Below are 22776 nucleotides of genomic sequence, written 5' to 3'. Positions count from 1 at the left end.
AAAAAAATTTTAAGCTTAATTACTAAAAGATTCGGAATTCGATCTGCTGATTTCAGGGATGAAATTACAAAAAGGATGATTGTTTATGTCTAAGTTAGTCTTACCTGCAGAACCGGTGTTAAATCTGTCAGGAAACAAAATTGAGGAAACAGAAGGATCAGTGCAGGGCATCGGAACGGATTCCGGTCTGCTGTCAACGATTCGCATTATCGGAGCTTCGATTCATCACTGGTCGGGACGTTATTGCGTATTAGCGACGATCTTTGTCATTACACTTGGCTATCTGTTCTTACTGCGAACGGTCATGGTCGTAACCTATACCAGTCTGGACAAGGTCTCGATCTGGCAGGAACTTCAGCTGTTTTTTGTGGGTTTGCAGTACGATGTTCTGGTGTCGCTCTGTTTTGTAATTCCGCAGTTGATTCATATCACATTTCTGTCAGAACGCAGGTTGAAGGGGCGAATGAATCGTCTTCTACTGGATCTGACCTGGCTCATCGCATTTCTATTTCTCCCGTTTTTCTGCATTGCGGAATATGTCTTCTTTGACGAATTTCAGTCGCGGCTGAATTACATTGCCTTTGAATACATCGTTTATCCCACCGAAGTCTGTTGCAACATCTGGGAATCCTACCCGTTGATCGAGTTGCTGGCGATGGTGGGACTCTGTGGAGGCAGTGGCTGGATTCTGTTGCGTAAGAATTTCCATGCACAGGTCGCGACATCCATGCCCTGGCAGAAACGTTATGGAATTTTCTTCAGCTGCCTGGCTGTCATCACCATTCTCTGGTCATCCACCAGTGCCGGGAGCCGTCAGATCTCGCGAGACCGGGTTGCCAATGAATGTTCCTGGAACGGTTTATACAGCTTTGTGTATTACGCCTGGACCTGTCGCTTTGACTTCAACAAAAATTACATGACCATTGCTGATGCAGAAGTCAAACAGAGATTAAGGCAACAGATTGTCGCCGACTCAGACAACCTGAAACAGTCCTCGAATAATCCTGTTGACCGTGTGGTTCATACGGGGCAACCTGAGCAGGATTATAATGTCGTTTTAATTCTTGAGGAGAGCCTGGGTTCTGACTTCATCGGAGTGCTGGGAGACAAACGCGGATTGACTCCCCACTTCGATGCATTGACCAAACAGGGGCTGCTGTTTGATAATTTTTATGCAACGGGAAACCGGACCGCGCGGGCTCTGGAAGCGGTGATGACTTCCCTGCCTCCCATTCCGACCGAATCGATCCTCAAACGGGATCATTCGGATCATGTCTATACACTGGCAAATGTGCTCGCCGGTCGAGGCTATGAGAGACTGTTTATGACAGGCGGACGCGGGTTGTTTGATGGCGTACGTTCTTTCATGAAAGCCAATGGTTTCAACCATTTTATCGAACAGGCAGATTTTCACGATCCCATCTTTGCGAATGCCTGGGGGGTCAGCGATGAGGATCTGTTTCGTAAGGCTCTGACAGAACTGGACGGTCTGGATAAGTCCGGTCGGCCGTTCTTTGCCAGCATTTTGACGGTCTCCAATCATCGCCCTTATACTTACCCAGAAGGTCGCATTCCTGAAAATGAGCAGTCACGAGAGAACGCGGTGAAATATGCAGACTGGGCACTCGGTTATTTCTTTCGTGAAGCGCGCTCACATGATTTCTATCAGAATACCATATTTATTGTCATGGGTGACCACGGAGCCCGTGTTACCGGCAGCCAACTGTTCCCCATGAGTTCCTATCGCGTACCGGTTTTGATGATTCAACCTGAAGAGAAATCAGCGGGAACCCGTTGCAGTACGCTGGCCTGTTCGCTGGATATTGCCCCGACCATCATGGGGCGACTGGGGAGCGACTATCGCTCGGTTTTTTTTGGCTATGATGTCCTGCAGAGAGATCCCAGACGAGGGCGGGCCATCATGCAGCATAACCATGATGTCGCTTTGCTCGATTCGCAAAATCGCATGGTTGTGTTGGGCTTCGGGAAGAGATCAGCAGGATTTAAGCTGGATCGGATCACGCATCAACTCAATCAACAGAAAAGTCCTGATCAGGAGATGCTGCACGATGCCGTTGCATTCTTCCAGGCGGCGTTTGAACTATATTATTCCGACCGCTGGTATCCCGACCCACATTACAGCCAGCAGAAAGATCCAGGTATGTAATTCAAGAATCTACAATTGGATCTCTGGTGCGGAGTGAAGCGCTGACTCCTGAGTGTTGTTGAGCGCTACAGCAACTTTGTTTTACTCGCACCTTCACTTGAGCGACGATTGGTACTCGTTTCCTCACACTCCCTCTCTTAGTCTTACTTCGCTTGTCACGACACCTCACATCTCTGCTTAAAACACACGATGAATCAAACTCGGACGCTGAAATTACAGACATACTGTGCAGGCAGCCTGATCTCAGGACGCATTTTTCTGCTGTCCGTGTGTCTGCTTGCGCTGTCTGTGTTAACGGGCTGTATTTCGACAAACCGTTCTGCCAGGGGGAAATGGTTGAATTCGACGCTGCAGCGCTCACAAGCGGTTTCACACAATGTCACGCCGGGTGATCAGCACAAGCGAGAGCCAACCGCTGCTGCAGCGGATGAGGAGTTCGGACTGGCTGTCTTGAAGGGGGACACCTCGGCAGGTTCCTTCTGGGGCGATCCACCCCGCGAAGTATTGACTGAATATGAACAGGCCGATGAAGCATTGTCCGCTGGATTGCCGGCATCGGTGATTGTGACTGGTTTTCTGTCTGAAGAACCTCTGGGGGACTTTGGCTGTGTGAATCCCAGTTTCGAATCGGAAATGGCAAGTGAGCGGCTGATACTCTGGAGCAAAGTGAAAGAGGATCATGCGAATTATTACTCGAAAGAGTCATTGACCTGGCTGGCAGGCGGATTCGGCATCGGCGCTGTTATGGCAAATACCTCATTGGATGGTGGCATTCAAAATCATAGCCAGTCCAGTGTACTCAGTGCCTCGTCCGATGAATGGTTGCACGGATTACATGCGCAGAAAGAATTGGGCAACGGTCGTTACACTATTCCGCTGTTTGCTGCTGCCTGGGTAGCGGGCGCCATGTTTGAAAAAATCCCGCTTGTGAATCAAACCGGTGAATGGGGGGAACGCTCGCTTCGCGCGATCATCGTTGGTACGCCTCCCATGCTGGCCATGCAGTTAGTCACCGGCGCCTCGCGGCCGGGGGAAACCACAGCGAATGCACAGTGGAAGCCCTTCCAGGATAATAACGGTGTCAGCGGCCACAGTTTCATGGGGGCCATCCCGTTTCTGGCTGCCGCCAAAGTGACCGATAAACCTTTGCTCAAACTGGCGTTCTACGCCGGATCCACGCTGGTGCCTCTCTCCCGCATCAATGACAATCGACATTACCCCTCACAGGTATTTCTCGGCTGGTGGATGGCGTGGATCGCCACCAACGCCGTCGATGCCACACAAAATCCGGATCGCCACTGGAGTGTCTATCCGATTTCCTGGTCAGGGGTGACCGGCGTGGGATTTGAATACAACTGGTAGTCAAGGGACAACACTGTGACCTGGCTGACATGGTTTCTGTCAGAGTCGTTTCGTCCAGAACATGATATACTCGTTGAACTGATAAAAAAAAGGTTTGTCAGCACGACAGGGGTAATAGATTGGCGAGTAGAAAGACGTGATCCGTTCAGAAGTATGTTCAGAGACGTTGCCAAAATGATTGATCAGGTAGGCATACGCCGGGCCGATGCTTAACACGTATGTCAACAGAAGCAGAAAGATTCCCAGTCCGCAAATCGAGACTCTTTTGAAGATAATACTTTGGTCTAATTTCAGGATACGGGCCATTTCATTAACGCCGTTTGAGTTTCACACTGTAGATCATACCAAGTACACAACCTATGATCGCACACACAGGCATGCCATTCAAGATGAAATACCGTGTGTAACCGGCGGTGACCTTACTTCTGAGGAAGCTGTAATACGGATCCTGTTGTGCCAGCATGGGGGCCAGCACGCAGGCACCCAGAAAATAGCCGATCAGCAGGCCAACGATCGCTCCGACAATCGAATACTTCAACATACCCCGGATTTTGACTTCGCCGAACCGCAACGCAAACAGGTAAGCCAGCGCCCCGCCCAGTATGGGGCCAATGACAGGCAGACGGACACCACTTTGAAACCGGATCATCGGTCCGGTTTCCATCCAGGAATAACCGCCGATAATCGCTTCCAGTAACAGCCCCAGTATCATCCCGCAAAAGGCCGCGATCCACTGATTCACATTGATTGGTTCGATTGACTTACGTTTCGCCACGTTTTCTGATCCACCTCAAATTAAGATATCATTCTTTAATTAATGTCGGCAATCAGATGATCGAGAGACAATTTTTTCGCTTTCGGCGGACAATCGGTTAAACTGATAGAAACGGGTAACTGATAAATCCCGTCAAAGGAATTTCCGATGACAGAAGAAACCATAGCTCAGACAACCGATCCACCGCGGATTCACTGGCGTCGCATGTATCTGATTTCGATTGGGATGATCCTGATCGTGGTCGGCATCGCCTGGCAGTTCAACTTGCTCCCTTTTGCAAACAATCTGCCCCGCCAGAATGCGATCATGGTCATTGCCCCGTATCGACATCAGGGGACGTGGGTCTTTGACGACAGTTCCGCTGGTCTCCTGCAGGAACCGTTTGTCGCCGGCGTCCCGGAGATGATTGATGTAATCGTCAAAGACATTCCCGATGCAGATCAAGGCTTCCGCCTGCTGTTTTCGGCCAAACCGTTCCCCCAGTATCAGAAAAAGCTGGTCTGGCTTCGCGGCGATGGAGGGGGTAACTACTACCGCTTCTCCGATTCCGACATGGAAGGCTGGATCTGCCCGGCGATGTTCAAGTATTACGAGACCGCTCCCAAAGAGCTCTACGTCAAAGCCGAACCCATGAAATGAACACTGCAGGCGCACCCGGCCTCCCTTTTTGGTGTCACTCTCAATTCCGGCAGAGCAGTCGTTTGACGAAAGCCCTGAACCCCTACTATATTAGGATCACTCAGCCCCCGTAGCTCAGTTGGATAGAGCAATGCTTTCCTAAAGCATAGGTCGCAGGTTCGAACCCTGCCGGGGGTGCTTAATCTCACGATGTGTAACTTCTGTGACTCACTCCTCATAATGACGAAGGACCAGGACAGATGCTCAAGTCGCTTCCCATGTTCGCTATCAGTTTCATCACACTCTGTTTGATCTCGACCGATGTGCCACTCCAGGCGGAAGACAAAGCCAAGAGTTATTATCTGATCGGAAATTCGCTGACCTGGGACACCGCTCCTTCGCTGCTGGAGGGGGATGTGCAGTGGCACGTCGATTGTGGTAAGAGTCTGCCTTACATCATGGCGCACCCGGAAATGCCTTGTGTTAAAACTTCCACGCTCTGGGCACAGGCGCTGAAAGAAAAACAGTACGATCTGATTTCCGTGCAGACACACTACGGCGCCACGCTGGACGAAGATCTCGCCACGATTTCCAAATGGGTGGAAATGCAGCCCAAAGCGGTCTTTATCATTCATACCGGCTGGGCGCGAAGTAAGACCCGCGCTGAAGAATATGCCAGCAAAGAGGTCTCCGGGAAAATGCAGCACAGCCCCGCTTATATCAAGGCGTTGCTGGCGGCTTTGCAGAAAAAATACCCTGAGCGGAAATTCAAACAGACCCATGCCATCGATCTGCTGGACCAGGTGAATACGGATATCAAAAACAACAAAGCGCCTTTCGATGAAATTACCGACATCTACCGCGATGCGATTCACATGAAAACCGATACTGGCCGCTACCTGATGCACAACGCCATGCGTCACGCAATGGGACAACCTCGTTCAGACAAAGGGTATGAGAAAGTCGATCCCCAGGTGAAGCAGTACTTGAATCAGGTGCTGGATACACTCAAGTAAGAATCATTCAGAGAATGGATTAGACCGATGTGGCTGGCAGTTCGGCGATCAGGGTCTGTTTTTCCTCGTCGTTCAGGAATGAGGCTTCGAACGAATTCCGGGCAAGTCTGATCAGGTCGTCGGGTGACAGATCGAAGGCTTCCTGAATCGCCGCGAAGTTCTCATTCACATAGCCGCCGAAGTAGGGGGGATCGTCGGAATTGACGGTCACCAACAGGCCCGCATCCAGCATCTGTTTCAGGGTGTGTTCTTTCATGGTCTTGAAGACACACAGCCGCACATTGGAGAGCGGGCAGACCGTTAGCGGGATCTGTTCAGCGGCCAGTCGTTTGACTAGATCCGGGTCTTCCATGCAGCGCACGCCATGGTCGATGCGTTCTGCATGTAGCAGGTCCAGCGCTTCGGTAATGTATTCCGGCGGACCTTCCTCACCCGCGTGACAGACCACGCGATATCCCTGCTGGCGGGCCGCGTCAAAGACCTTCACAAATTGGGAAGGGGGATGTCCCAGTTCTGAGGAATCCAGTCCCACGCCAATAAACTGATCGCGGAAAGGCGCCGCCTGCTCCAGTGTCTCCATGGCTGATTCTGCGGAAAGGTGCCTGAGGAAGCTCAGGATCAGCTTGGATGAGATGCCAAGTTGACTCTGCCCGTCTTTCAAAGCCGCCGAGATTCCATGGACGATGGTTCCCATCGGGATATCCCGGGCGGTATGGGTCTGGGGATCGAAAAAGATTTCCGCATGTTTCACATTTTGAGAAGCGGCTTTTTTCAGATAAGCCATCGTGAGTTCATAAAAATCTTCCTCGCTGCAGACGACGCTCACCGAAGCATAATACAGGTCCAGAAATGACTGCAGGTCACTGAAATTAAAGGCCGCCCGCATTTCTTCCACGGAGTCAAACGGCAAGCTCATCCGGTTCTTGTCTGCCAGTTGAAACGCCAGTTCCGGCTCCAGCGTCCCTTCGATGTGCAGGTGCAGTTCCGCTTTGGGCAGGCGGGCGATAAACTCATCCATGGTGTCTCTCCATCTTGAAAGGAATCTGCAGGCTGTAGTTGCTGGCGACATGGTAGCTTGAGAGCCGGGTTTGTCAACATCATGCCGGAGCCCGCCAGACTTCGCATTCTGCTGAGACAATGTTAGGATAAATTACAGGCGAATTTTCTAAGGAAGGTGAGCCGTTCCAAAGAAAGTATTCTGGTGCACTACGCTGAGGTGACTGCATGTTAAAATTGATCCTGTCCTGTCTGGCGATGCTGCTTGTCTGTTTTCAGGTTCCTCTCCCTGCCGCAGACTGGCAGGTTGGCGTGGCGCGAAGCGACATTACGCCCGCCAAAAAAATCTGGCTGGCGGGCTATGCGTCACGCAAAAAACCGGCTGAAGGAACCACACATCCCTTATGGGCCAAGGCACTCGTGTTCAAAGACGGACAGGGAAACCGGGCTGCGATAGTGACGACTGATCTGATCGGTTTGACGCGTGAACTCTCAGATAACGTCGGGACTCGGGTGGCCCGCGAGACCGGGATGACCCGCGAACAGATTCTGCTCAACTCTTCCCACACGCATTGCTCACCCGTCGTGCGGGGTTGTGCACCGCTGGCTTATGATTTCAGCCCTGCTCAGCAGAAAGACGTTGATGACTATGCCAAGGTGCTAGAAGACAAGCTGGTCAAAGTCATCATCTCTGCCAGTAAGTCTCTGAAACCGGCCCAACTAAGTTATGGCGAAGACCGTGCTACCTTTGCCATTAACCGTCGCGGTCGCATCAATCCGGATGGCCCTGTTGATCATACGGTGCCCGTCCTGAAAATCAGCGATCCTGCAGGGGAGCTCCAGGCGGTTCTGTTTGGCTATGCCTGTCATAATACCACGCTGGCATATTTTGAATTCTGTGGAGACTACGCCGGCTTTGCCCAGATTGAACTGGAAAAAAAGTATCCCGGTGTCACCGCCCTGTTTATGCTGGGCTGTGGCGGCGATGCCAATCCCGATCCGCGCGGCACCCGGGAACTGGCCGAGCAGCATGGTCGTTCGCTGGCTTCAGCAGTCACACGGGCTTTAGCCGCGCCTTTGAAGCCACTTCATGGACCATTGAAAGTGCAATTTGAGCGAACCGATTTACTCTTTGTCAAACCACCTTCGCGCGAGGAGCTGCTGGCGCAACAGGGGCAGGGGGACATCTATTCTCAGCGACTCACCAATCATCTGCTCAAGCAACTGGAACAGCAGGGTTCAATTCCGGACTCATATCCATTCTCAGTCCAGGTGATTGAGTTTGGCAAGGACCTGACACTTATCGGGCTCGGCGGGGAAACCGTAATTGATTATGCCATCCGGCTTCACGAGGAATTCGCGGATCGAAAGATCTGGGTTGCAGGTTACTGTAACGAAGTCTTCGCGTATGTCCCCTCGGAACGGGTTTTGAAAGAGGGGGGATATGAAGGAGGCGGAGCCATGAAGTACTTCGGCATTCATGGTCCGTTTCAGCCTGGTCTCGAAGACCGCATTATCAGACTGATCCATTCTCTACTCAAGCGCTAAGTGGACACTCCTGGTTGTGCCAGCCTGATGAACGTTACCACAAAAAACGAAAAAATATTTTTCTGGTTACACTGTATTTTACGTAAGAATAGTGCTGATCGAAGTCGCGCAGGATTTATCAAAGAATCCAAATCCAGCCTGTCTAATTCGTAAAGAACCAGTTCGTTCAGGCATTCTTCCCGCGCATTCGCGGAAACAGTTCGTGTTCTGGTATGTTTTACTAACTGGTTATCAAGTAGTCACTTAATGTCTTTCAAATGCGTTCGTTTTTCGTAGCCAAAATCACAGACTTGAATATTGGTATTGTCTCAAATTAAGACGTGGGAAATAATAGTAGTGCTCGAAACATAAAATTAGGCCCCTGACATTCCTGTGTGGCATGCCTTGAAAATGCTCGAGCCACGTCCACACGATAATCCCACTTTTTACAATTAGGTGTTGGCCATGGACGGTCTTTTAACAACCTCAGTTCATTTTTATTTTGAATGAGGGAACTATCCCTGCGCCATGCGTGTCTGTTTGATACTGAATATTCTGGACCTAGTGAAAGGCTCTCGCACTTTAGAAAAATTTCCCTTATCAAATTACCTCGAACTTATTGGCTGATAAATCGACGGGCAGCAATGCCGTTCGTAACGCCAGAAGGAGGATTCCCATGGAAAATGGTCGATCAATCTTAAAGCAAATCTCGAGTCAGCTGAATGCGGACTCATTTCTTCAGGAACACTGGCAGGGGACTTTTGAAGAGTACCTCGATATTGTTCGACAGGATCCCCGGGTGACGCGAACGGCGTTCCAGCGTGTTTATGATATGATCATGAGCTATGGAACCTACCCGGTCGAAGGCAAAAAAAACCTGATCCGGTATCGCTTCTTTGACGATCCCGTCAACGAGGGTAAAGATGGCATCTTCGGACTCTCCAAACCTCTGATGGAACTGGTCAATGTGTTCAAGTCGGCTGCTCTCAAGTATGGCAGCGAACGCCGCGTGCTGTTATTGCATGGCCCGGTGGGGAGTTCCAAGAGTACGATCGCCCGTCTGCTCAAGCAGGGGCTCGAACGTTATTCCCGCACCGAAGACGGTGCCGTCTACAGCTTCGGCTGGAAAGAAGAAGATGGCTCAATTCTCTGGGATCCAATGAACGGCGATCCGCTGCAGCTGGTCCCCCTCAAGAACCGTCAGGAGATCTGCGACTATCTGAATGCCGGCCGTGATCCCGACAAAGATGCTGGCTACGGAGTAGAGATTACAGGGGAAGTCTGCCCACTCAGTCGATTCATCTTCAACGAACGGCTTGAAAAAGCCAATGGCGACTGGACCAAAGTCATGGATCAGATCGTGGTCAAACGCATTACCTTCTCCGAGCAGGATCGGATCGGCATTGGTACTTTCCAGCCGAAAGACGAAAAGAACCAGGATTCCACCGAACTGACCGGTGATATCAACTATCGTAAAATTGCCCAGTACGGCAGTGAAAGTGATCCGCGTGCTTTTAATTTCGATGGTGAATTTAATGTTTCCAACCGGGGGCTGATTGAGTTCATCGAAGTCCTCAAACTGGACGTCGCGTTTCTGTACGACCTTTTGGGGGCTTCACAGGAGCACAAAATCAAGCCGAAGAAATTCGCACAGACCGATATCGACACTGTCATTATCGGCCATACGAATGAGCCGGAATACCGCCGACTGCAGTCCAACGAATTCATGGAAGCATTGCGCGACCGTACCGTGAAAATTGATGTGCCGTATGTCACGAAGCTCAGTGAAGAAGTCAAAATATACGAGAAGGACTACAATACCAAACGGGTTCGTGGTAAACACATTGCCCCGCATACACTGGAAATCGCTGCGATGTGGGCCGTACTTACACGACTGGAAACTCCCAAACATCACGGACTGACGTTAATCCAGAAAATGAACCTGTATAACGGAAAATCCCTGCCCGGCTTCACTACTGAGAATGTGGAGCAGCTTCGCAAGGAAGCCAAGTCGGAAGGTCTGTTTGGAATTTCACCCCGTTACGTGCAGGACAAAATCTCCAATGCACTGGTGGTGAATTCGCATAGTTCCAACCTGAATCCGTTCATGCTGCTCAACGAACTGGAAGAAGGTCTCAAGCATCATTCGTTGATTGCCAATGATGACATGCGTGACCATTACCGTCAGCTCATCACTGTTGTGAAGGAAGAATATACTGATATCGTGAAGAACGAAGTTCAGCGTGCGATCGCCGCCGACGAGGAAGCTCTCACGCGACTGTGTGGCAATTATCTCGATAACGTCAAGGCGTACACGCAGAAAGAACGCGTGAAAAACAAATTCACCGGCGAGTACGAAGAACCGGATGAACGCCTGATGCGATCCATTGAAGAACGAATTGATATCCCGGACACCAGGAAGGATGATTTCCGCCGCGAAATCATGAACTACATTGGTGCCCTGTCACTGGACGGCAAATCGTTCGACTACAAAACCAATGATCGTCTGCAGAAAGCCCTCGAGATGAAATTGTTCGAGGACCAGAAAGATACGATCAAACTGACGAGCCTGGTTTCGAATGTCGTCGATTCCGAAACGCAGGAAAAGATCGACATCGTCAAAGCGCGGCTCATCCGAAATTACGGTTACGACGAAGAGTCCGCGACCGATGTTCTGCAGTACGTCGCCAGCATTTTTGCTCGCGGCGATACGAAAAAGAACAGCGACGCTGCCTGATTCATGATTCTATTTAATACGAATGAAACTAACCCAGGATAAGAAGGAATTAAATGAGAACCGACTCACTCTGATTCCCTGTTCTGAAAGGGGCTCGATACCATGGTGCGAAGAATTGATCGTGACCAGCAACGGTTCGATAAAATTATCAAAGGGAAGGTCCGACAACAGCTCCGGAAATATATCAATCATGGTGAAATGATTGGTCGTAAAGGCCGCGAGACCGTCAGTATCCCTGTTCCCAATATCGAGATCCCCCATTTCCAGCATGGTGAAAAAGGGAGTGGTGGTGTCGGACAGGGAGAAGGTGAAGTCGGTCAGCCCATCGGTCGCGGCAAAGGGGACGGCGATGGTCCCGGTCAGGCCGGCAACGAACGCGGGCAGCATATTCGTGAAGTCGAATTAACGCTCGAAGAACTCGCCGACATGCTAGGCGAGGCACTGGAACTTCCGCGGATCGAACCCAAGGGGGAAGACGCTCTCACATCACAGAAAGACCGCTATACTTCGATTCGTCCGACAGGCCCTGATTCCCTCCGCCATTTTAAACGCACGTATAAACGGGCACTCAGGCGGATGATCGCCACGAATAATTACGATCCCAAAGATCCCTTCATCGTTCCCACAAAAGATGACGAACGCTTTCGCAGCTGGAAAACCGTTACCGAGCCGCATACGAATGCCGCCGTCATTTATATGATGGATGTCTCCGGGTCGATGACCGACGTGCAGAAAGAAATTGTTCGCACGGAAGCCTTCTGGATCGATACCTGGCTCAAGCGTCAGTATGACGGTATTGAACGCCGTTATGTCGTGCACGATGCCGTGGCTCATGAAGTGGATGAGGATACGTTTTACCGCGTTCGAGAGAGCGGCGGGACGCGTATCTCATCCGCTTACCGGGCTGCCGACCACATTATCAAACGCGACTTTCCCCCCTCCCAGTGGAATATTTACTGTTTTCAATTTTCGGATGGAGACAACTGGGGCGAAGATAATTCGGACTGTATCGAAAATCTCAAACAGAATCTGTTTCCGATCTGTAACCTGTTCTGTTACGGGCAGGTCCGCAGTCCCTATGGATCGGGTGATTTCATTAAAGAACTCCGCAAAGTGGAAGAGGAGTTCGACAACCTGATCCTCTCGGAAATTGATGATAAAGAAGCGATTTACGGTTCCATCAAAACATTCCTGGGAACAGGCAAGTAAATACTGTTGTGATTTACAGCAGCCAGTCAGCGTATTATTTATACTGACAACAGAAGCTGACGGAGGACCTTATGGTAGTGACAACTTACCGCCCTTTACCGCAAGAGTTAAGCGATATCCAGCAGGAGATGGAACAGCATGCGCTCGATTACGGCCTGGATTTCTTCAAGACCATCTTTGAAGTCCTGGACTATGAAGAGCTGAGCATGTTCGCCGCCTATGGTGGATTTCCGGTTCGATATCCGCACTGGCGGTTTGGCGCACAGTACGATGAGTTGATGAAAGGTTATTCTTACGGGCTGCAGAAAATCTACGAAATGGTGATCAACACTGATCCCTGTTACGCCTATCTGCTCAGTGCCAATGATATCACCGACCAGAAACTGGTGATTGCCCATGTTTATGGTCACTGTGATTTTTTTAAGAACAATGCCTGGTTCTCACAGACGAACCGAAAAATGCTGGACCAGATGGCCAACCATGCCACCCGCATGAATCGACACATAGACAATCATGGTTATGAAGTGGTTGAAACATTCATCGATACCTGCCTGTCTCTGGAAAGTCTGATCGACCCGTATGCTCCCCATATCCGCAGGACGCAGAAAACGGAAACCAGGGAAGAGACCCAGAAACGTACAGAAGAAGAGAGCGAAAGTACCGGCGGACGTTTCCCGGCCAAGTATTATATGGACCGGTACATCAACCCCGAAGAGGTACTTGAGGAAGAAGCCAGCCAGAAACGGCAGAAAGCGCGGGAACTCTCAGACCAACTCAAGTTTCCCAAAGAGCGGATGCGGGATGTCTTGTACTTTCTGATTCAATATGCCCCCCTGGAAGACTGGCAGCGGGATGTGCTGACGATCATTCGTGATGAGGCCTGTTACTTCGCGCCCCAGGGGCAGACCAAAATTATGAATGAAGGCTGGGCCAGCTTCTGGCACTCCACCATCATGACCAGGCACGGTCTGACTGATGAAGGGCTCATTAACTACGCCGACCATCACAGTGGCACAATGGCCACCAGTCCGAATCGCCTGAATCCCTACAAACTGGGCATTGAACTGCTCAAGGATATTGAAGAACGCTGGAATAAAGGACAGTTCGGCCCGGAATACGATAACTGCACCGACATGTATCAGAAGGAGCACTGGGATCAGGACCTGGGCTTAGGTCGCGAAAAGATCTTTGAAGTCAGACGGATTCATAACGATATTACGTTTATCGATACCTTCCTGACTCCCGAGTTCTGTTATAAGCAGAAAATGTTTTCATTTGCCTTTAACGATTCCAATAAGACCTATGAAATTCAGTCACGAGAATTTCAACAGATCAAGCAGCAGTTGTTGAACAGCCTGAGCAATCATGGCCGGCCGGTGATTTATGTGCAGGATGCGAACTATAAAAACCGGGGTGAACTCTACCTGGAACATGAATACCTGGGAGTGGAGCTCAAACTTGATTATGCCCAGGACACCCTGGTTAACCTGCATGCGATCTGGAAACGCCCCGTAAATATTGAAACCGTCGTCGATGATCGCCCCACGATTTTGAGCTACGATGGCAAAAAACACTCCACGAATTCCAAAGAAAAAAATTAAGATCCTCGTCGGGAGGATTTCCCTATGACTGTTTTAAATCAACTCAATCATGAACTGATCCAACTGGTCGGCTTTCATTCGGCTCAGCCTCGCACGGTCACGCTCGCTGCAAAAGGTAAGATCGAAGTCATGCTCGATTTTACCTCGGTAGATACGATGAGCTGTTCCTTTCAGGAAATCCGCGTTAATGTCCCTGCGTTGACACAGGCCACATTTGACAAGCTCAAAGAGTGGGGGCAGAAGCTCTGTCAGCGGATCACCTATCTGCTCGAGAATATCGGTCCGCTGGAATACGATGAGGATGCAGGTCAGGTGCTCATTCGCTCGACTCCCCCCGATCAGCAGCCCGCCGGTACCCGGTTTTATGAGGTGATTCTGTCCTCACACGCGAATGGCAATTTCAGTCTCAAACGCTTCGAATCCCAGAAAGGTCAGACCGGGCGTACCCAGGTCGATCTGCAGGTGACGCACGAGGTTCTCAAAAAACTCGTAGAAGACCTCGTCAATACGGTTCCCTGAACCCCGAGACAGTAATATCTCCAGACGAATTCCAGCAAAACACCTTAGGCCATTGGTACCTAAGGTGTTTTGTTTTATGTAGATAAGTCTTACTTATAAATTCGAATTTCGTGCTTGACGAACACTGTTTTATATGTAAAATCATATTTCATGAGTAAAACATTAGAGCGCACCGAAACAAGATTATCGTACCGTGTACCGGCTCTGGAGAAGGGTCTGGAAGTGCTGGAGCTGCTGTCCGGGATCTCCCAGCCGCTCTCTTTAACGGACATTGCAGACCGTTTAGGACGCACGAAACAGGAATTGTTCCGGGTCATGGCCTGCCTGAATGAGCAAGGCTACCTGATCCGGGATGCCAATCAGGGCTATCGCATGAGTACTAAACTGTTTGAGCTGGGTGCCAAACATGCCAGCACCGAAGCCCTGATTGCCCGCGCCACGCCTCACATGGAATCGCTGACAAACGAGCTGAATGAATCATGTCATCTGAATCTCGTCGTACGCAATAAAATGCTGGTCATTGCCCGCGTGGATTGTGACGCAGACGTTTCCCTGGCAGTCCGCATCGGTGCCAGCTTCAAATTACACGAACGCAACAGCGGCCATGTCGCATTGGCGTTTCACACAGCCGATCAGCGACAGAAATATTGGGAGCAGGCCGATCAGCCGGCAGAGCAGATCAAAGAGTGGGAAAGTGAGTTCGCCAGCATCAGGCAGTCCGGTTTCCGCACAATGGAAAGTACGCTGATTGTCGGTGTTCAGGATACAGCGACGCCGATACTCGGCGCGGATGGCAGGTTGCTGGCAGTCTTATGCGTATCACATATTCTGCGAGTGGGCGAAGCGGATGAGAGTGCCCGCATTTCTTCTGCCATGCTGGAGTGTTCACAGGCGATTTCAAGTGAGTTTGGGCCGACAATGATCAGTCAACAGGATGCCCCTGCTCATGGCGTCAAGTCAACTTAACGAGTGAATCGAACGGAGTTTTCATGTTGGATCAGGCAACGCGCGATCAGGACTTTCCCAGTTTAAGCGACCGTGTCTATTTAAATACGGCCGCGGAAGGGATTCCACCGCTATCCGTCGGAAATGCATTTGAGCAGTATTTTCAGGATAAACTGCTGGGCATGGATGGCAGAAAGCTGCATGAAGCTCAGTGGGACGCAGCAAAAGAACTGCTGGCTCAGATGTACGGTTTGAGTTCTGAAGAAGTCAGTATCTGCTCCTGCAGCTCAGAAGCCTTTAATCTCGCATACCAGGCACTGCAACTTAAAACCGGTGATGAAATCATTGTCAGCGATCTGGATTTTCCTGCCAGTTATACCTATGGCCTGCAGCAGAGTTGTCCGGCGTCCGTGAAGGTCTGGAAGTCTCGTGATTGGGAGTTACACCTCGAAGATCTGAAATCGCTGCTCAGTATGAAAACCAGGGTCGTCAGTATTTCGCTGGTCAGTTTTTTCAATGGTTATAAAATTCCTCTACAGGATGTGATCCAGACCATTCGTGCAAACTCTTCTGCTCTGATCGCCCTGGACGTGACACAGGCTCTCGGGCGGATTCCCCTGGATCTGACTGATATCGATTTGATTGTCAGTAGTACCCATAAATGGATTCTCGCTTCTCATGGTGGCGGACTGGTTGGAGTTCCTTCTGCAAAAGCCCGGGACTGGACGGTCCCTGCAGGCGGCTGGTTCAACCTGAAAGACGCGTTTGGAGATCAGCGTTTTGAAGAAGCGGAAAGCCTGCCGGGCGCTGCCAGCTTTACCGTGGGCATGCCCAATTACCCCGCCGTCTATGCCATCAGGGCTGCGTTGGACTACATTACTTCGACCGGCGTTGAAGAGATCAACCGCGCGACTACACCACTGGTCGAAGCCTGTCTCGCAGGGCTGAAAGAGACCTCCGTTGAATTGATCTCGCCTCCCAGTACTGAGCATCTGGCTGGAATAATAGCCTTTCGTCATCCCGAAGCAGAACGCATTTATCAGCATCTGCATAGTAAACAAATTCACCCCATGTACCACGCCGGACGCATCCGTGTGGCGTTGCATGGTTATAATACGATGGAAAACGTGGAGACGTTCCTGAGCGAATTGAACCACGCTTTATCCAGAAGTTTTGTTGGAAATTAGGTGGTTTATGGCTGCTGAATATTTAAAAACTCGCTGAGAAATAGTTTTAAGTCTTAATTTTTGCTGACTTATGGACCAGAGATCATATAATAGAGGTAAGACATAACCTTATTCTTCAAAAGTTCTTACCTTCACTCAATAGCCGCTCATTATTGGTGTGAGAGACTCTCGCTCCGCTAATATCAATTTGTGGTTCCTACCTGAAACTGCTGGGAAAAATCATGAAGATGTCTGCTCGTTTACGAGATTGTTTCTGTACTTTCGTAACACAGGGTTCATGCGGATTATTAATCGCACTCGCTGCGTTGAGTGTCACTCCACTTCAAGCGGCCGAGAAAGAACCCGACCAGCAACAGATCCAGTTTTTTGAAGCGAAGATTCGTCCCCTCCTGATCAAGCACTGCTATGATTGTCATGGCGCAGATGAGCAGGAATCCGGTTTACGAGTCGACACGTTCAAAGGCATCGCCCAGGGGGGCAAGGCGGGTTCATTGATCGTTCCCGGCAAACCGGAACAGAGCCTGTTGATTACTGCAGTGAACTATCAATCTAATGATCTGCAGATGCCTCCCGATGAGAAAATGAGTAAAGAGGAAATTAATGACCTGACGAACTGGGTCAAAATGGGAGCGCCCTATCCAAACGCAGATTTAAGTCTGCTGCGTGCACCCAGCGATAAGGGGAAATACGATCTGGAAAAAGAACGTGAGTTCTGGTCGTTTCAGACAGTGAAAAAGCCGACCCTGCCTGAAGTCAAACAGAAGTCGTGGGTCAAAAATCCGATCGATCAGTTCATCCTGCATCAACTGGAACAGACTGGGTTGACACCCGCGCGTCCTGCAGACAAACGTACGTTGATTCGACGGACGACCTTTGATCTGACCGGATTGCCTCCGACACGCCAGGAAATCGACAACTTTCTGAGTGATTCTTCTCCCGATGCGTTTGAGAAAGTCGTTGATCGTCTGCTGGCTTCACCCCATTACGGCGAGCACTGGGGACGTCATTGGCTGGATGTCGCCCGTTATGCCGACTCCAACGGCCTGGATGAAAATATCGCTTATGGCACTGCCTGGAAGTATCGCGACTACGTCATCAATGCGCTCAACAAAGATAAACCTTATGATGAGTTTATCAAAGAACAGCTGGCCGGCGATCTGATGGAACCGGCGAAAAATGTGGAACAGCGCAATGAGAGACTGATCGCGACCGGCTTCCTGTCACTGGGTCCCAAGGTGCTGGCTGAAGTGGACGCCGTCAAAATGGAAATGGATATCATTGACGAACAGATCAATACGATTGGCATTTCCATGATGGGGCTCACCATGGGGTGTGCACGCTGTCACGATCATAAATTTGATCCCATTTCTGCACACGATTATTATGGCCTGGCCGGTGTCCTGAAAAGCACCAAAATCATGGAGCACTATAACAAGGTCGCCCGCTGGCATGAGAATTCACTGGCCACAGATGCCGAACTCAAAATACAGTCCGACTTTGATCAGAAGATCAAAGCCGAGAATGATAAAATTGCTGCCCTGGTCAAAGCCGAAAATGAACGGCTGGTGAAAGAAGGGGGGAAAGACTTCAAACTTCCTGCCAAGCCCGAAGGCTCCTACTCCAAAGAAGCACAACAGCAACTCAAAACATTTCGGGATCAGGTCGCCAAACTGACAAAAGAACGACCGGAAGTCCCCACAGCTCTCGGGGCAGCCGAACGGGAGACCATTGATGTTCCCATTCATATTCGCGGCAGTCACCTGACTTTAGGCGAAACCGTACCGCGTCATGTACCCGTGGTACTGAGTCAGCAACCACAGAATCCGTTCCCGGAAAAACAGAGCGGACGTCTCAAATTTGCAGAATGGCTGGCCAGCAGGCAGCATCCCTTAACGTCACGCGTGATAACGAACCGGGTCTGGCGCTGGCATTTCGGAAAAGGGATTGTTGCCACACCCGATAACTTCGGAAAACTGGGGGCCAAACCCACCAATCAACCGCTGCTGGACTGGATGGCCGTCAAACTGATGGAAGAAGACTGGTCTCTGAAACAATTGCATCGTCTGATTCTACTGTCAAATACCTGGCAGATGAGCAGCGAATTTAATTCACAAGCCGCGGCTGTAGATCCGGATAACAAGCTGATGTGGCGTGTTGATGTCCGCCGCCTGGATGCCGAATCGATTCGTGATTCTATTCTCACCGTCAGTGATGGGCTGGATCCCGCCCTGGGAGGCTCGCTGCTGAATGTGGATAACCGTGCCTTTGTATTCAATCACGAATCAAAAGACGGCGTCACTTATGACTTCAATCGGCGTTCCATTTATCTGCCGGTGATTCGCAATCACCTGTATGGAATGTTTATGCTGTTTGATTATTCGGACGCTAGTGTGTTAAACGGTGATCGTGCCTCAACGACGGTCGCGCCTCAAGCTCTGTTCCTGCTGAACAGTGAACTGGTTGAAGAAGCATCGCATCGCATGGCGGAAACAATATTGCATCAGACAGCCTTATCACCCGAACAGAAGATTCAGGAACTGTTCCTGAAGTCCTTTGGACGACCTCCGACGGAAATGGAAGTCAGCAAGTCTCTGCACTTCCTGGAGGAACTGGAAAAAGAACTGCAGGCAGAAGAGGCTGATTCCGAGAAACGAATCACCCGCAGCTGGCAGGTGCTCTGTCAGTCTATTTTTGCATCAAGCGAATTTATCTATCTCCGGTAATCGGGTTCAGTCAAGCAGAATGTAAAAACCAGAATCAACTTGAAACTGTTCAATAATAAACGAGACACGTTATGAGTATCCTACCTCAATCATTATATTCCCGCCGGGAACTGCTGAAAAAATCAGCCGTCGGTTTCGGGAACCTCGCCTTACTCTCCATGTTGAACGATGAAGTGCAGGCTTCGAAATCAAAAGATCCCCTCGCACCGAAAGAACCCCATTTCACGCCACGGGCCAAACGGGTCATCTTTCTGTTCATGAAGGGGGGGCCCTCCCACATGGATACGTTCGATTACAAACCGCAACTGCAGAAGTATGACGGCAAGCCACTTCCCTTTGATAAGCCCCGGGTGCAATTCGCTCCCACGGGTAACCTGTTGAAGTCGCCCTGGAAGTTCAAGCAGTATGGCGAGAGTGGCATTCATGTCAGTGAACTGTTCCCCAATGTGGCAGAATGCGTGGACGATCTCTGTATCATCAACTCACTGCATGGTACCAATGCAGCCCACGGGGGCGCGTTGCTTAAGCTTCATACCGGCAGTGATGCCTTCGTACGACCCAGTATGGGATCGTGGGTGACGTATGGACTGGGCACCGAAAACCAGAACCTGCCCGGCTTCATTACCATCTGCCCGACACTCGCGCACGGCGGTGTGAAGAACTGGAGTTCCGCATTTCTGCCCGCACCCTACCAGGGAACGCCGCTGGGGAATGCTGCCGTCGCCGCCAAACAGGCACAGATTGAATATATCAAAAACGATTTTCTCTCTCGCAAAATTCAGCGCAAACAGGTCGATTTTCTCAACGACCTGAATCGCATGCACCAGGAAGAGACCGGCCCCAACCAGATTCTGAACGACCGCATCGGTTCATTTGAACTGGCTTTCCGTATGCAGGAAGAAGTACCCGAGATCCAGGATATCTCAGGCGAAACCGAAGCAACGATGAAAATGTATGGACTGGATGAAGAGAAAACCGCTGATTTCGGGCGACAGTGCCTGATGGCCCGTCGTTTTGCAGAACGGGGCGTGCGTTTTATTCAGGTTTCACACAGCGATCAGAAAGTCCAGTGGGATCAACATGGGAATCTGCTTGAAGGACATGGTAAAAATGCCAAAGAAGTAGATAAGCCAATCGCCGGGTTACTGAAAGACCTCAAGCAACGCGGGCTGCTGAAAGATACCCTGGTCGTCTGGGGAGGCGAATTTGGCCGAACGCCGACAGCCCAGGGGAAGAATGGACGCGATCATAATCCCGAAGGCTTCACCATGTGGCTCGCCGGCGGTGGCGTAAAATCCGGAATCAAATATGGCGCCACTGATGAGTTTGGGTACTATGCAGCCAAAGATAAAATGCATATCCACGATTTCCATGCCACTCTGCTGCACCTGCTGGGGATGGACCACGAAAAACTGACGTACCGTTACGCCGGCCGTGATTTCCGCCTGACCGATGTCGCCGGTCATGTCGCCCATGGAATTCTGGCGTAAACGAGTTGATTCGCAGACAGGACAACGGTCGATAAAACACTTGTTCAAATCAAACCCTTCTTCCCGTGAAGAAGGGTTTTTTAATTTAGACTTTCTAGCGCATCACATTTAACCATAGCGTCTCCAGGGCTGTTTGGCCCGAGTATATAAGATTGAGATACGCTATACTTAAATGAGACGCGTTCTAGTGGTTCCCGAATTATGAATGGCTTAGCGATTCTTCCCGCCCAGAGCGTGTTTGTGTGTTATGCGATCTCAATAACGGAAAAGAACCATTTATTAACATCGTAGAGATACAAGTTAGGAGGCCAGGATTGTCCAAGAGAATCTCAGAGATTTCTGATTTTTTACTTCAATTAGATGCTTTGAAGTCTATAAATCGCCGCTCCTACATCAATGGTGGTGAGCGTCTGGAAAATTCGGCTGAGCATTCATGGCATTTAGCTATGGCCTGCTGGGCGTTTGCAGAATTGTTTCAGGAAGAATATGACATTTCGAAGCTCATCAAGCTTGCCTTGCTCCATGATCTTGGTGAAATCGAAGCGGGAGACACTTTTCTTTACAGTACCAATAGAAGTGATGCACATATTGAAGAACGCAAATGTGTAGAAAAAATAGCATTGCACCCAGGAAATCCTGTAGGAAATATCATCGGACTTTGGGAAGAGCAAGAGGCAGGAGAGAGTAAGGAAGCGAAACTCTTAAAAGTGATTGATCGCTTGTTGCCCTTTCTTCACAACATCTCTAGCGAAGGTCGATCATGGCAAAATAACGGAATACACAAGGATCAAGTGTTGAAAATGCATCAATTTATTGAGGAGGAAAATCACGAAATATATGGCTGGTTTATTTCCAAGGTAGAATATGCTGTAGAGCAAGGGTGGCTGAATGGCTCCTGACAAAGCGCTACTACGGAAATTTAATCGCTGGCGCTCGCAAATTTCCGCAGAGTGCAGCGTTCGGCAAAGAACATCGCGCACGACTGTCTTCCATTTCTAAAGAAAGAGTTCTATGGCGAAATACCTGATTTCATTTCCAAGCGCAGCGATGGTCGTACCCGATGGCACGTTCGACACAGGCGGATACTCGTGGGCGCCTCCGCGCAATGGCGGCTTCACGTAACTCGAACTACCGTCGCGCGAGGAGGCCATCGCATGGGCCGCGCGCATGGCGCAGAAGGTGTGGCCTGACAAAATTAATTCAAACCGACGCCCCTTCGTGGCGCAGCTTAATTCAAGCGTTAGTCAAAGGTATGAATTACAAACCAACATAGCTTGCTGATGTGATATTAGTGTGGGACGAGTTCTACTGGTCAGGTCATGTCGCGGACCTTGGTTCACTCGGGAGGGAAATGGAAGTCCACGTAGAGGCGAAGGATGAGGAGCGAGTACCACCTCACTATTTTCAAGTTGACTTATGGAAGCGTATCGTCGGCGAGAATACGAATTATGCCGAACTGGTGTGCACCGGGTGATTTAGGTATTATTACGAAACCAGGCCTCAATATGAGAAGGCGGGGCCAGAGTAGGTTGCGAACATGCCAGTCTTAACTGAAAAGGAAGCGCTAGATGGCATGCTGTGCATCAACTACATAACGATACGCTGGCCGTATAATGGGGATACCCCGGCCGTCGGATTCTCTTATAGCTGAAAGTGGGACCGAGAACACGGAGCGGGCATTGTCATCAAGGGGGATAATGTCCTGGATGTTGGCGGTGAAGACTGCTTATATATTAGCTGAAAATGATCCTGAACCCGATCTTTTGACTTCAAGGCATGAGCGAACACAGGGAGGGAATCCGTGAATCTTCCTTGCTTTCACGCTAAGTTTCTGTCCGCGAAATGGATGATTTTCTGATCTCAACCGCTGTGGAATTCGTTTGTGAACCCATCAGGCAAAAAAC

General features: G+C 50.1%; 17 protein-coding genes, 1 tRNA gene and 1 pseudogene. 17 read left to right on the top strand and 2 right to left on the bottom strand.

Annotated features, from left to right (window positions below; translation table 11 throughout):
- Positions 1 to 85: 85 nt before the first annotated feature.
- On the top strand, positions 86 to 2167 hold the full coding sequence (locus ACN0YH_RS09490) for an LTA synthase family protein (RefSeq protein ID WP_417379325.1): 2082 nt from the start codon (positions 86 to 88) through the stop codon (positions 2165 to 2167).
- A gap of 189 nt (positions 2168 to 2356) precedes the next feature.
- Positions 2357 to 3529, top strand: coding sequence for a phosphatase PAP2 family protein (locus ACN0YH_RS09485; protein ID WP_417379324.1), 1173 nt, complete (start codon positions 2357 to 2359; stop codon positions 3527 to 3529).
- A 310-nt stretch (positions 3530 to 3839) separates the two neighbouring features.
- Here ACN0YH_RS09485 and ACN0YH_RS09480 read toward each other — a convergent pair whose 3' ends face one another.
- Positions 3840 to 4304 carry a hypothetical protein gene (locus ACN0YH_RS09480; RefSeq protein WP_417379323.1) on the bottom strand — a complete coding sequence of 155 codons (465 nt, stop codon included), beginning with the start codon at positions 4302 to 4304 and terminating at the stop codon, positions 3840 to 3842.
- A 147-nt stretch (positions 4305 to 4451) separates the two neighbouring features.
- Between ACN0YH_RS09480 and ACN0YH_RS09475 the strand changes: the two genes are divergently transcribed.
- The 3 genes from ACN0YH_RS09475 to ACN0YH_RS09465 all read left to right on the top strand — a co-directional run bounded on the left by ACN0YH_RS09475 (position 4452) and on the right by ACN0YH_RS09465 (position 5938).
- Positions 4452 to 4943 (top strand): DUF6717 family protein, encoded by a 492-nt coding sequence (locus ACN0YH_RS09475; RefSeq protein WP_417379322.1) that lies wholly within the window; start codon positions 4452 to 4454, stop codon positions 4941 to 4943.
- Positions 4944 to 5046: 103 nt separating this feature from the next.
- A tRNA-Arg gene (locus ACN0YH_RS09470) sits at positions 5047 to 5120 on the top strand.
- A 62-nt stretch (positions 5121 to 5182) separates the two neighbouring features.
- Entirely contained in the window at positions 5183 to 5938 is a 756-nt protein-coding gene (locus ACN0YH_RS09465) for a hypothetical protein (RefSeq protein WP_417379321.1), read from the top strand.
- A gap of 19 nt (positions 5939 to 5957) precedes the next feature.
- Here ACN0YH_RS09465 and ACN0YH_RS09460 read toward each other — a convergent pair whose 3' ends face one another.
- The gene (locus tag ACN0YH_RS09460; protein WP_417379320.1) at positions 5958 to 6956 is read right to left on the bottom strand and encodes an adenosine deaminase; all 999 of its coding nucleotides are present in this window, start codon (positions 6954 to 6956) and stop codon (positions 5958 to 5960) included.
- Between the two features lie 206 nt (positions 6957 to 7162).
- Here ACN0YH_RS09460 and ACN0YH_RS09455 point away from each other — a divergent pair, with 206 nt between their 5' ends.
- The 12 genes and pseudogenes from ACN0YH_RS09455 to ACN0YH_RS09400 all read left to right on the top strand — a co-directional run.
- Positions 7163 to 8482, top strand: a complete 1320-nt coding sequence (locus tag ACN0YH_RS09455) for a neutral/alkaline non-lysosomal ceramidase N-terminal domain-containing protein (protein ID WP_417379319.1) — start codon at positions 7163 to 7165, stop codon at positions 8480 to 8482.
- 655 nt (positions 8483 to 9137) lie between these two features.
- Positions 9138 to 11198 carry a PrkA family serine protein kinase gene (locus tag ACN0YH_RS09450; RefSeq protein WP_417379318.1) on the top strand — a complete coding sequence of 687 codons (2061 nt, stop codon included), beginning with the start codon at positions 9138 to 9140 and terminating at the stop codon, positions 11196 to 11198.
- 102 nt (positions 11199 to 11300) lie between these two features.
- Positions 11301 to 12407, top strand: coding sequence for a DUF444 family protein (locus tag ACN0YH_RS09445; RefSeq protein WP_417379317.1), 1107 nt, complete (start codon positions 11301 to 11303; stop codon positions 12405 to 12407).
- 71 nt (positions 12408 to 12478) lie between these two features.
- The gene (locus ACN0YH_RS09440; protein ID WP_417379316.1) at positions 12479 to 14008 is read left to right on the top strand and encodes a SpoVR family protein; all 1530 of its coding nucleotides are present in this window, start codon (positions 12479 to 12481) and stop codon (positions 14006 to 14008) included.
- A gap of 24 nt (positions 14009 to 14032) precedes the next feature.
- Entirely contained in the window at positions 14033 to 14527 is a 495-nt protein-coding gene (locus ACN0YH_RS09435; protein ID WP_417379315.1) for a hypothetical protein, read from the top strand.
- Positions 14528 to 14677: 150 nt separating this feature from the next.
- On the top strand, positions 14678 to 15493 hold the full coding sequence (locus tag ACN0YH_RS09430) for an IclR family transcriptional regulator (protein ID WP_417379314.1): 816 nt from the start codon (positions 14678 to 14680) through the stop codon (positions 15491 to 15493).
- A gap of 23 nt (positions 15494 to 15516) precedes the next feature.
- On the top strand, positions 15517 to 16659 hold the full coding sequence (locus tag ACN0YH_RS09425; RefSeq protein WP_417379313.1) for an aminotransferase class V-fold PLP-dependent enzyme: 1143 nt from the start codon (positions 15517 to 15519) through the stop codon (positions 16657 to 16659).
- A gap of 227 nt (positions 16660 to 16886) precedes the next feature.
- Positions 16887 to 19382, top strand: coding sequence for a PSD1 and planctomycete cytochrome C domain-containing protein (locus tag ACN0YH_RS09420; RefSeq protein ID WP_417379312.1), 2496 nt, complete (start codon positions 16887 to 16889; stop codon positions 19380 to 19382).
- Between the two features lie 71 nt (positions 19383 to 19453).
- Positions 19454 to 20872 carry a DUF1501 domain-containing protein gene (locus tag ACN0YH_RS09415; protein ID WP_417379311.1) on the top strand — a complete coding sequence of 473 codons (1419 nt, stop codon included), beginning with the start codon at positions 19454 to 19456 and terminating at the stop codon, positions 20870 to 20872.
- 314 nt (positions 20873 to 21186) lie between these two features.
- The gene (locus ACN0YH_RS09410; protein ID WP_417379310.1) at positions 21187 to 21771 is read left to right on the top strand and encodes an HD domain-containing protein; all 585 of its coding nucleotides are present in this window, start codon (positions 21187 to 21189) and stop codon (positions 21769 to 21771) included.
- Positions 21772 to 22223: 452 nt separating this feature from the next.
- Positions 22224 to 22346: a hypothetical protein gene (locus ACN0YH_RS09405; RefSeq protein WP_417379309.1), complete on the top strand. Its 123-nt coding sequence runs from the start codon at positions 22224 to 22226 to the stop codon at positions 22344 to 22346.
- Positions 22347 to 22532: 186 nt separating this feature from the next.
- A pseudogene (locus ACN0YH_RS09400) lies at positions 22533 to 22613 on the top strand (hypothetical protein); the annotation flags it as partial.
- Between the last annotated feature and the right edge of the window lie 163 nt (positions 22614 to 22776).

It is taken from the genome of Gimesia sp., assembly GCF_048262075.1.
In the GTDB taxonomy this organism is placed as follows: domain Bacteria; phylum Planctomycetota; class Planctomycetia; order Planctomycetales; family Planctomycetaceae; genus Gimesia.
Note: the sequence above shows the minus strand (reverse complement) of the source record. Positions and strands in the feature narration are given on the sequence as shown.

Bases quoted from the DNA above. Each gene is read 5' to 3' on its own strand.
- ACN0YH_RS09490 (WP_417379325.1), top strand. From the start codon at position 86: ATGTCTAAGTTAGTCTTACCTGCAGAACCGGTGTTAAATCTGTCAGGA.
- ACN0YH_RS09485 (WP_417379324.1), top strand. From the start codon at position 2,357: ATGAATCAAACTCGGACGCTGAAATTACAGACATACTGTGCAGGCAGC.
- ACN0YH_RS09475 (WP_417379322.1), top strand. From the start codon at position 4,452: ATGACAGAAGAAACCATAGCTCAGACAACCGATCCACCGCGGATTCAC.
- ACN0YH_RS09465 (WP_417379321.1), top strand. From the start codon at position 5,183: ATGCTCAAGTCGCTTCCCATGTTCGCTATCAGTTTCATCACACTCTGT.
- ACN0YH_RS09460 (WP_417379320.1), bottom strand. From the start codon at position 6,956: ATGGATGAGTTTATCGCCCGCCTGCCCAAAGCGGAACTGCACCTGCAC.
- ACN0YH_RS09455 (WP_417379319.1), top strand. From the start codon at position 7,163: ATGTTAAAATTGATCCTGTCCTGTCTGGCGATGCTGCTTGTCTGTTTT.
- ACN0YH_RS09450 (WP_417379318.1), top strand. From the start codon at position 9,138: ATGGAAAATGGTCGATCAATCTTAAAGCAAATCTCGAGTCAGCTGAAT.
- ACN0YH_RS09445 (WP_417379317.1), top strand. From the start codon at position 11,301: ATGGTGCGAAGAATTGATCGTGACCAGCAACGGTTCGATAAAATTATC.
- ACN0YH_RS09440 (WP_417379316.1), top strand. From the start codon at position 12,479: ATGGTAGTGACAACTTACCGCCCTTTACCGCAAGAGTTAAGCGATATC.
- ACN0YH_RS09435 (WP_417379315.1), top strand. From the start codon at position 14,033: ATGACTGTTTTAAATCAACTCAATCATGAACTGATCCAACTGGTCGGC.
- ACN0YH_RS09430 (WP_417379314.1), top strand. From the start codon at position 14,678: ATGAGTAAAACATTAGAGCGCACCGAAACAAGATTATCGTACCGTGTA.
- ACN0YH_RS09425 (WP_417379313.1), top strand. From the start codon at position 15,517: ATGTTGGATCAGGCAACGCGCGATCAGGACTTTCCCAGTTTAAGCGAC.
- ACN0YH_RS09420 (WP_417379312.1), top strand. From the start codon at position 16,887: ATGTCTGCTCGTTTACGAGATTGTTTCTGTACTTTCGTAACACAGGGT.
- ACN0YH_RS09415 (WP_417379311.1), top strand. From the start codon at position 19,454: ATGAGTATCCTACCTCAATCATTATATTCCCGCCGGGAACTGCTGAAA.
- ACN0YH_RS09405 (WP_417379309.1), top strand. From the start codon at position 22,224: ATGGAAGTCCACGTAGAGGCGAAGGATGAGGAGCGAGTACCACCTCAC.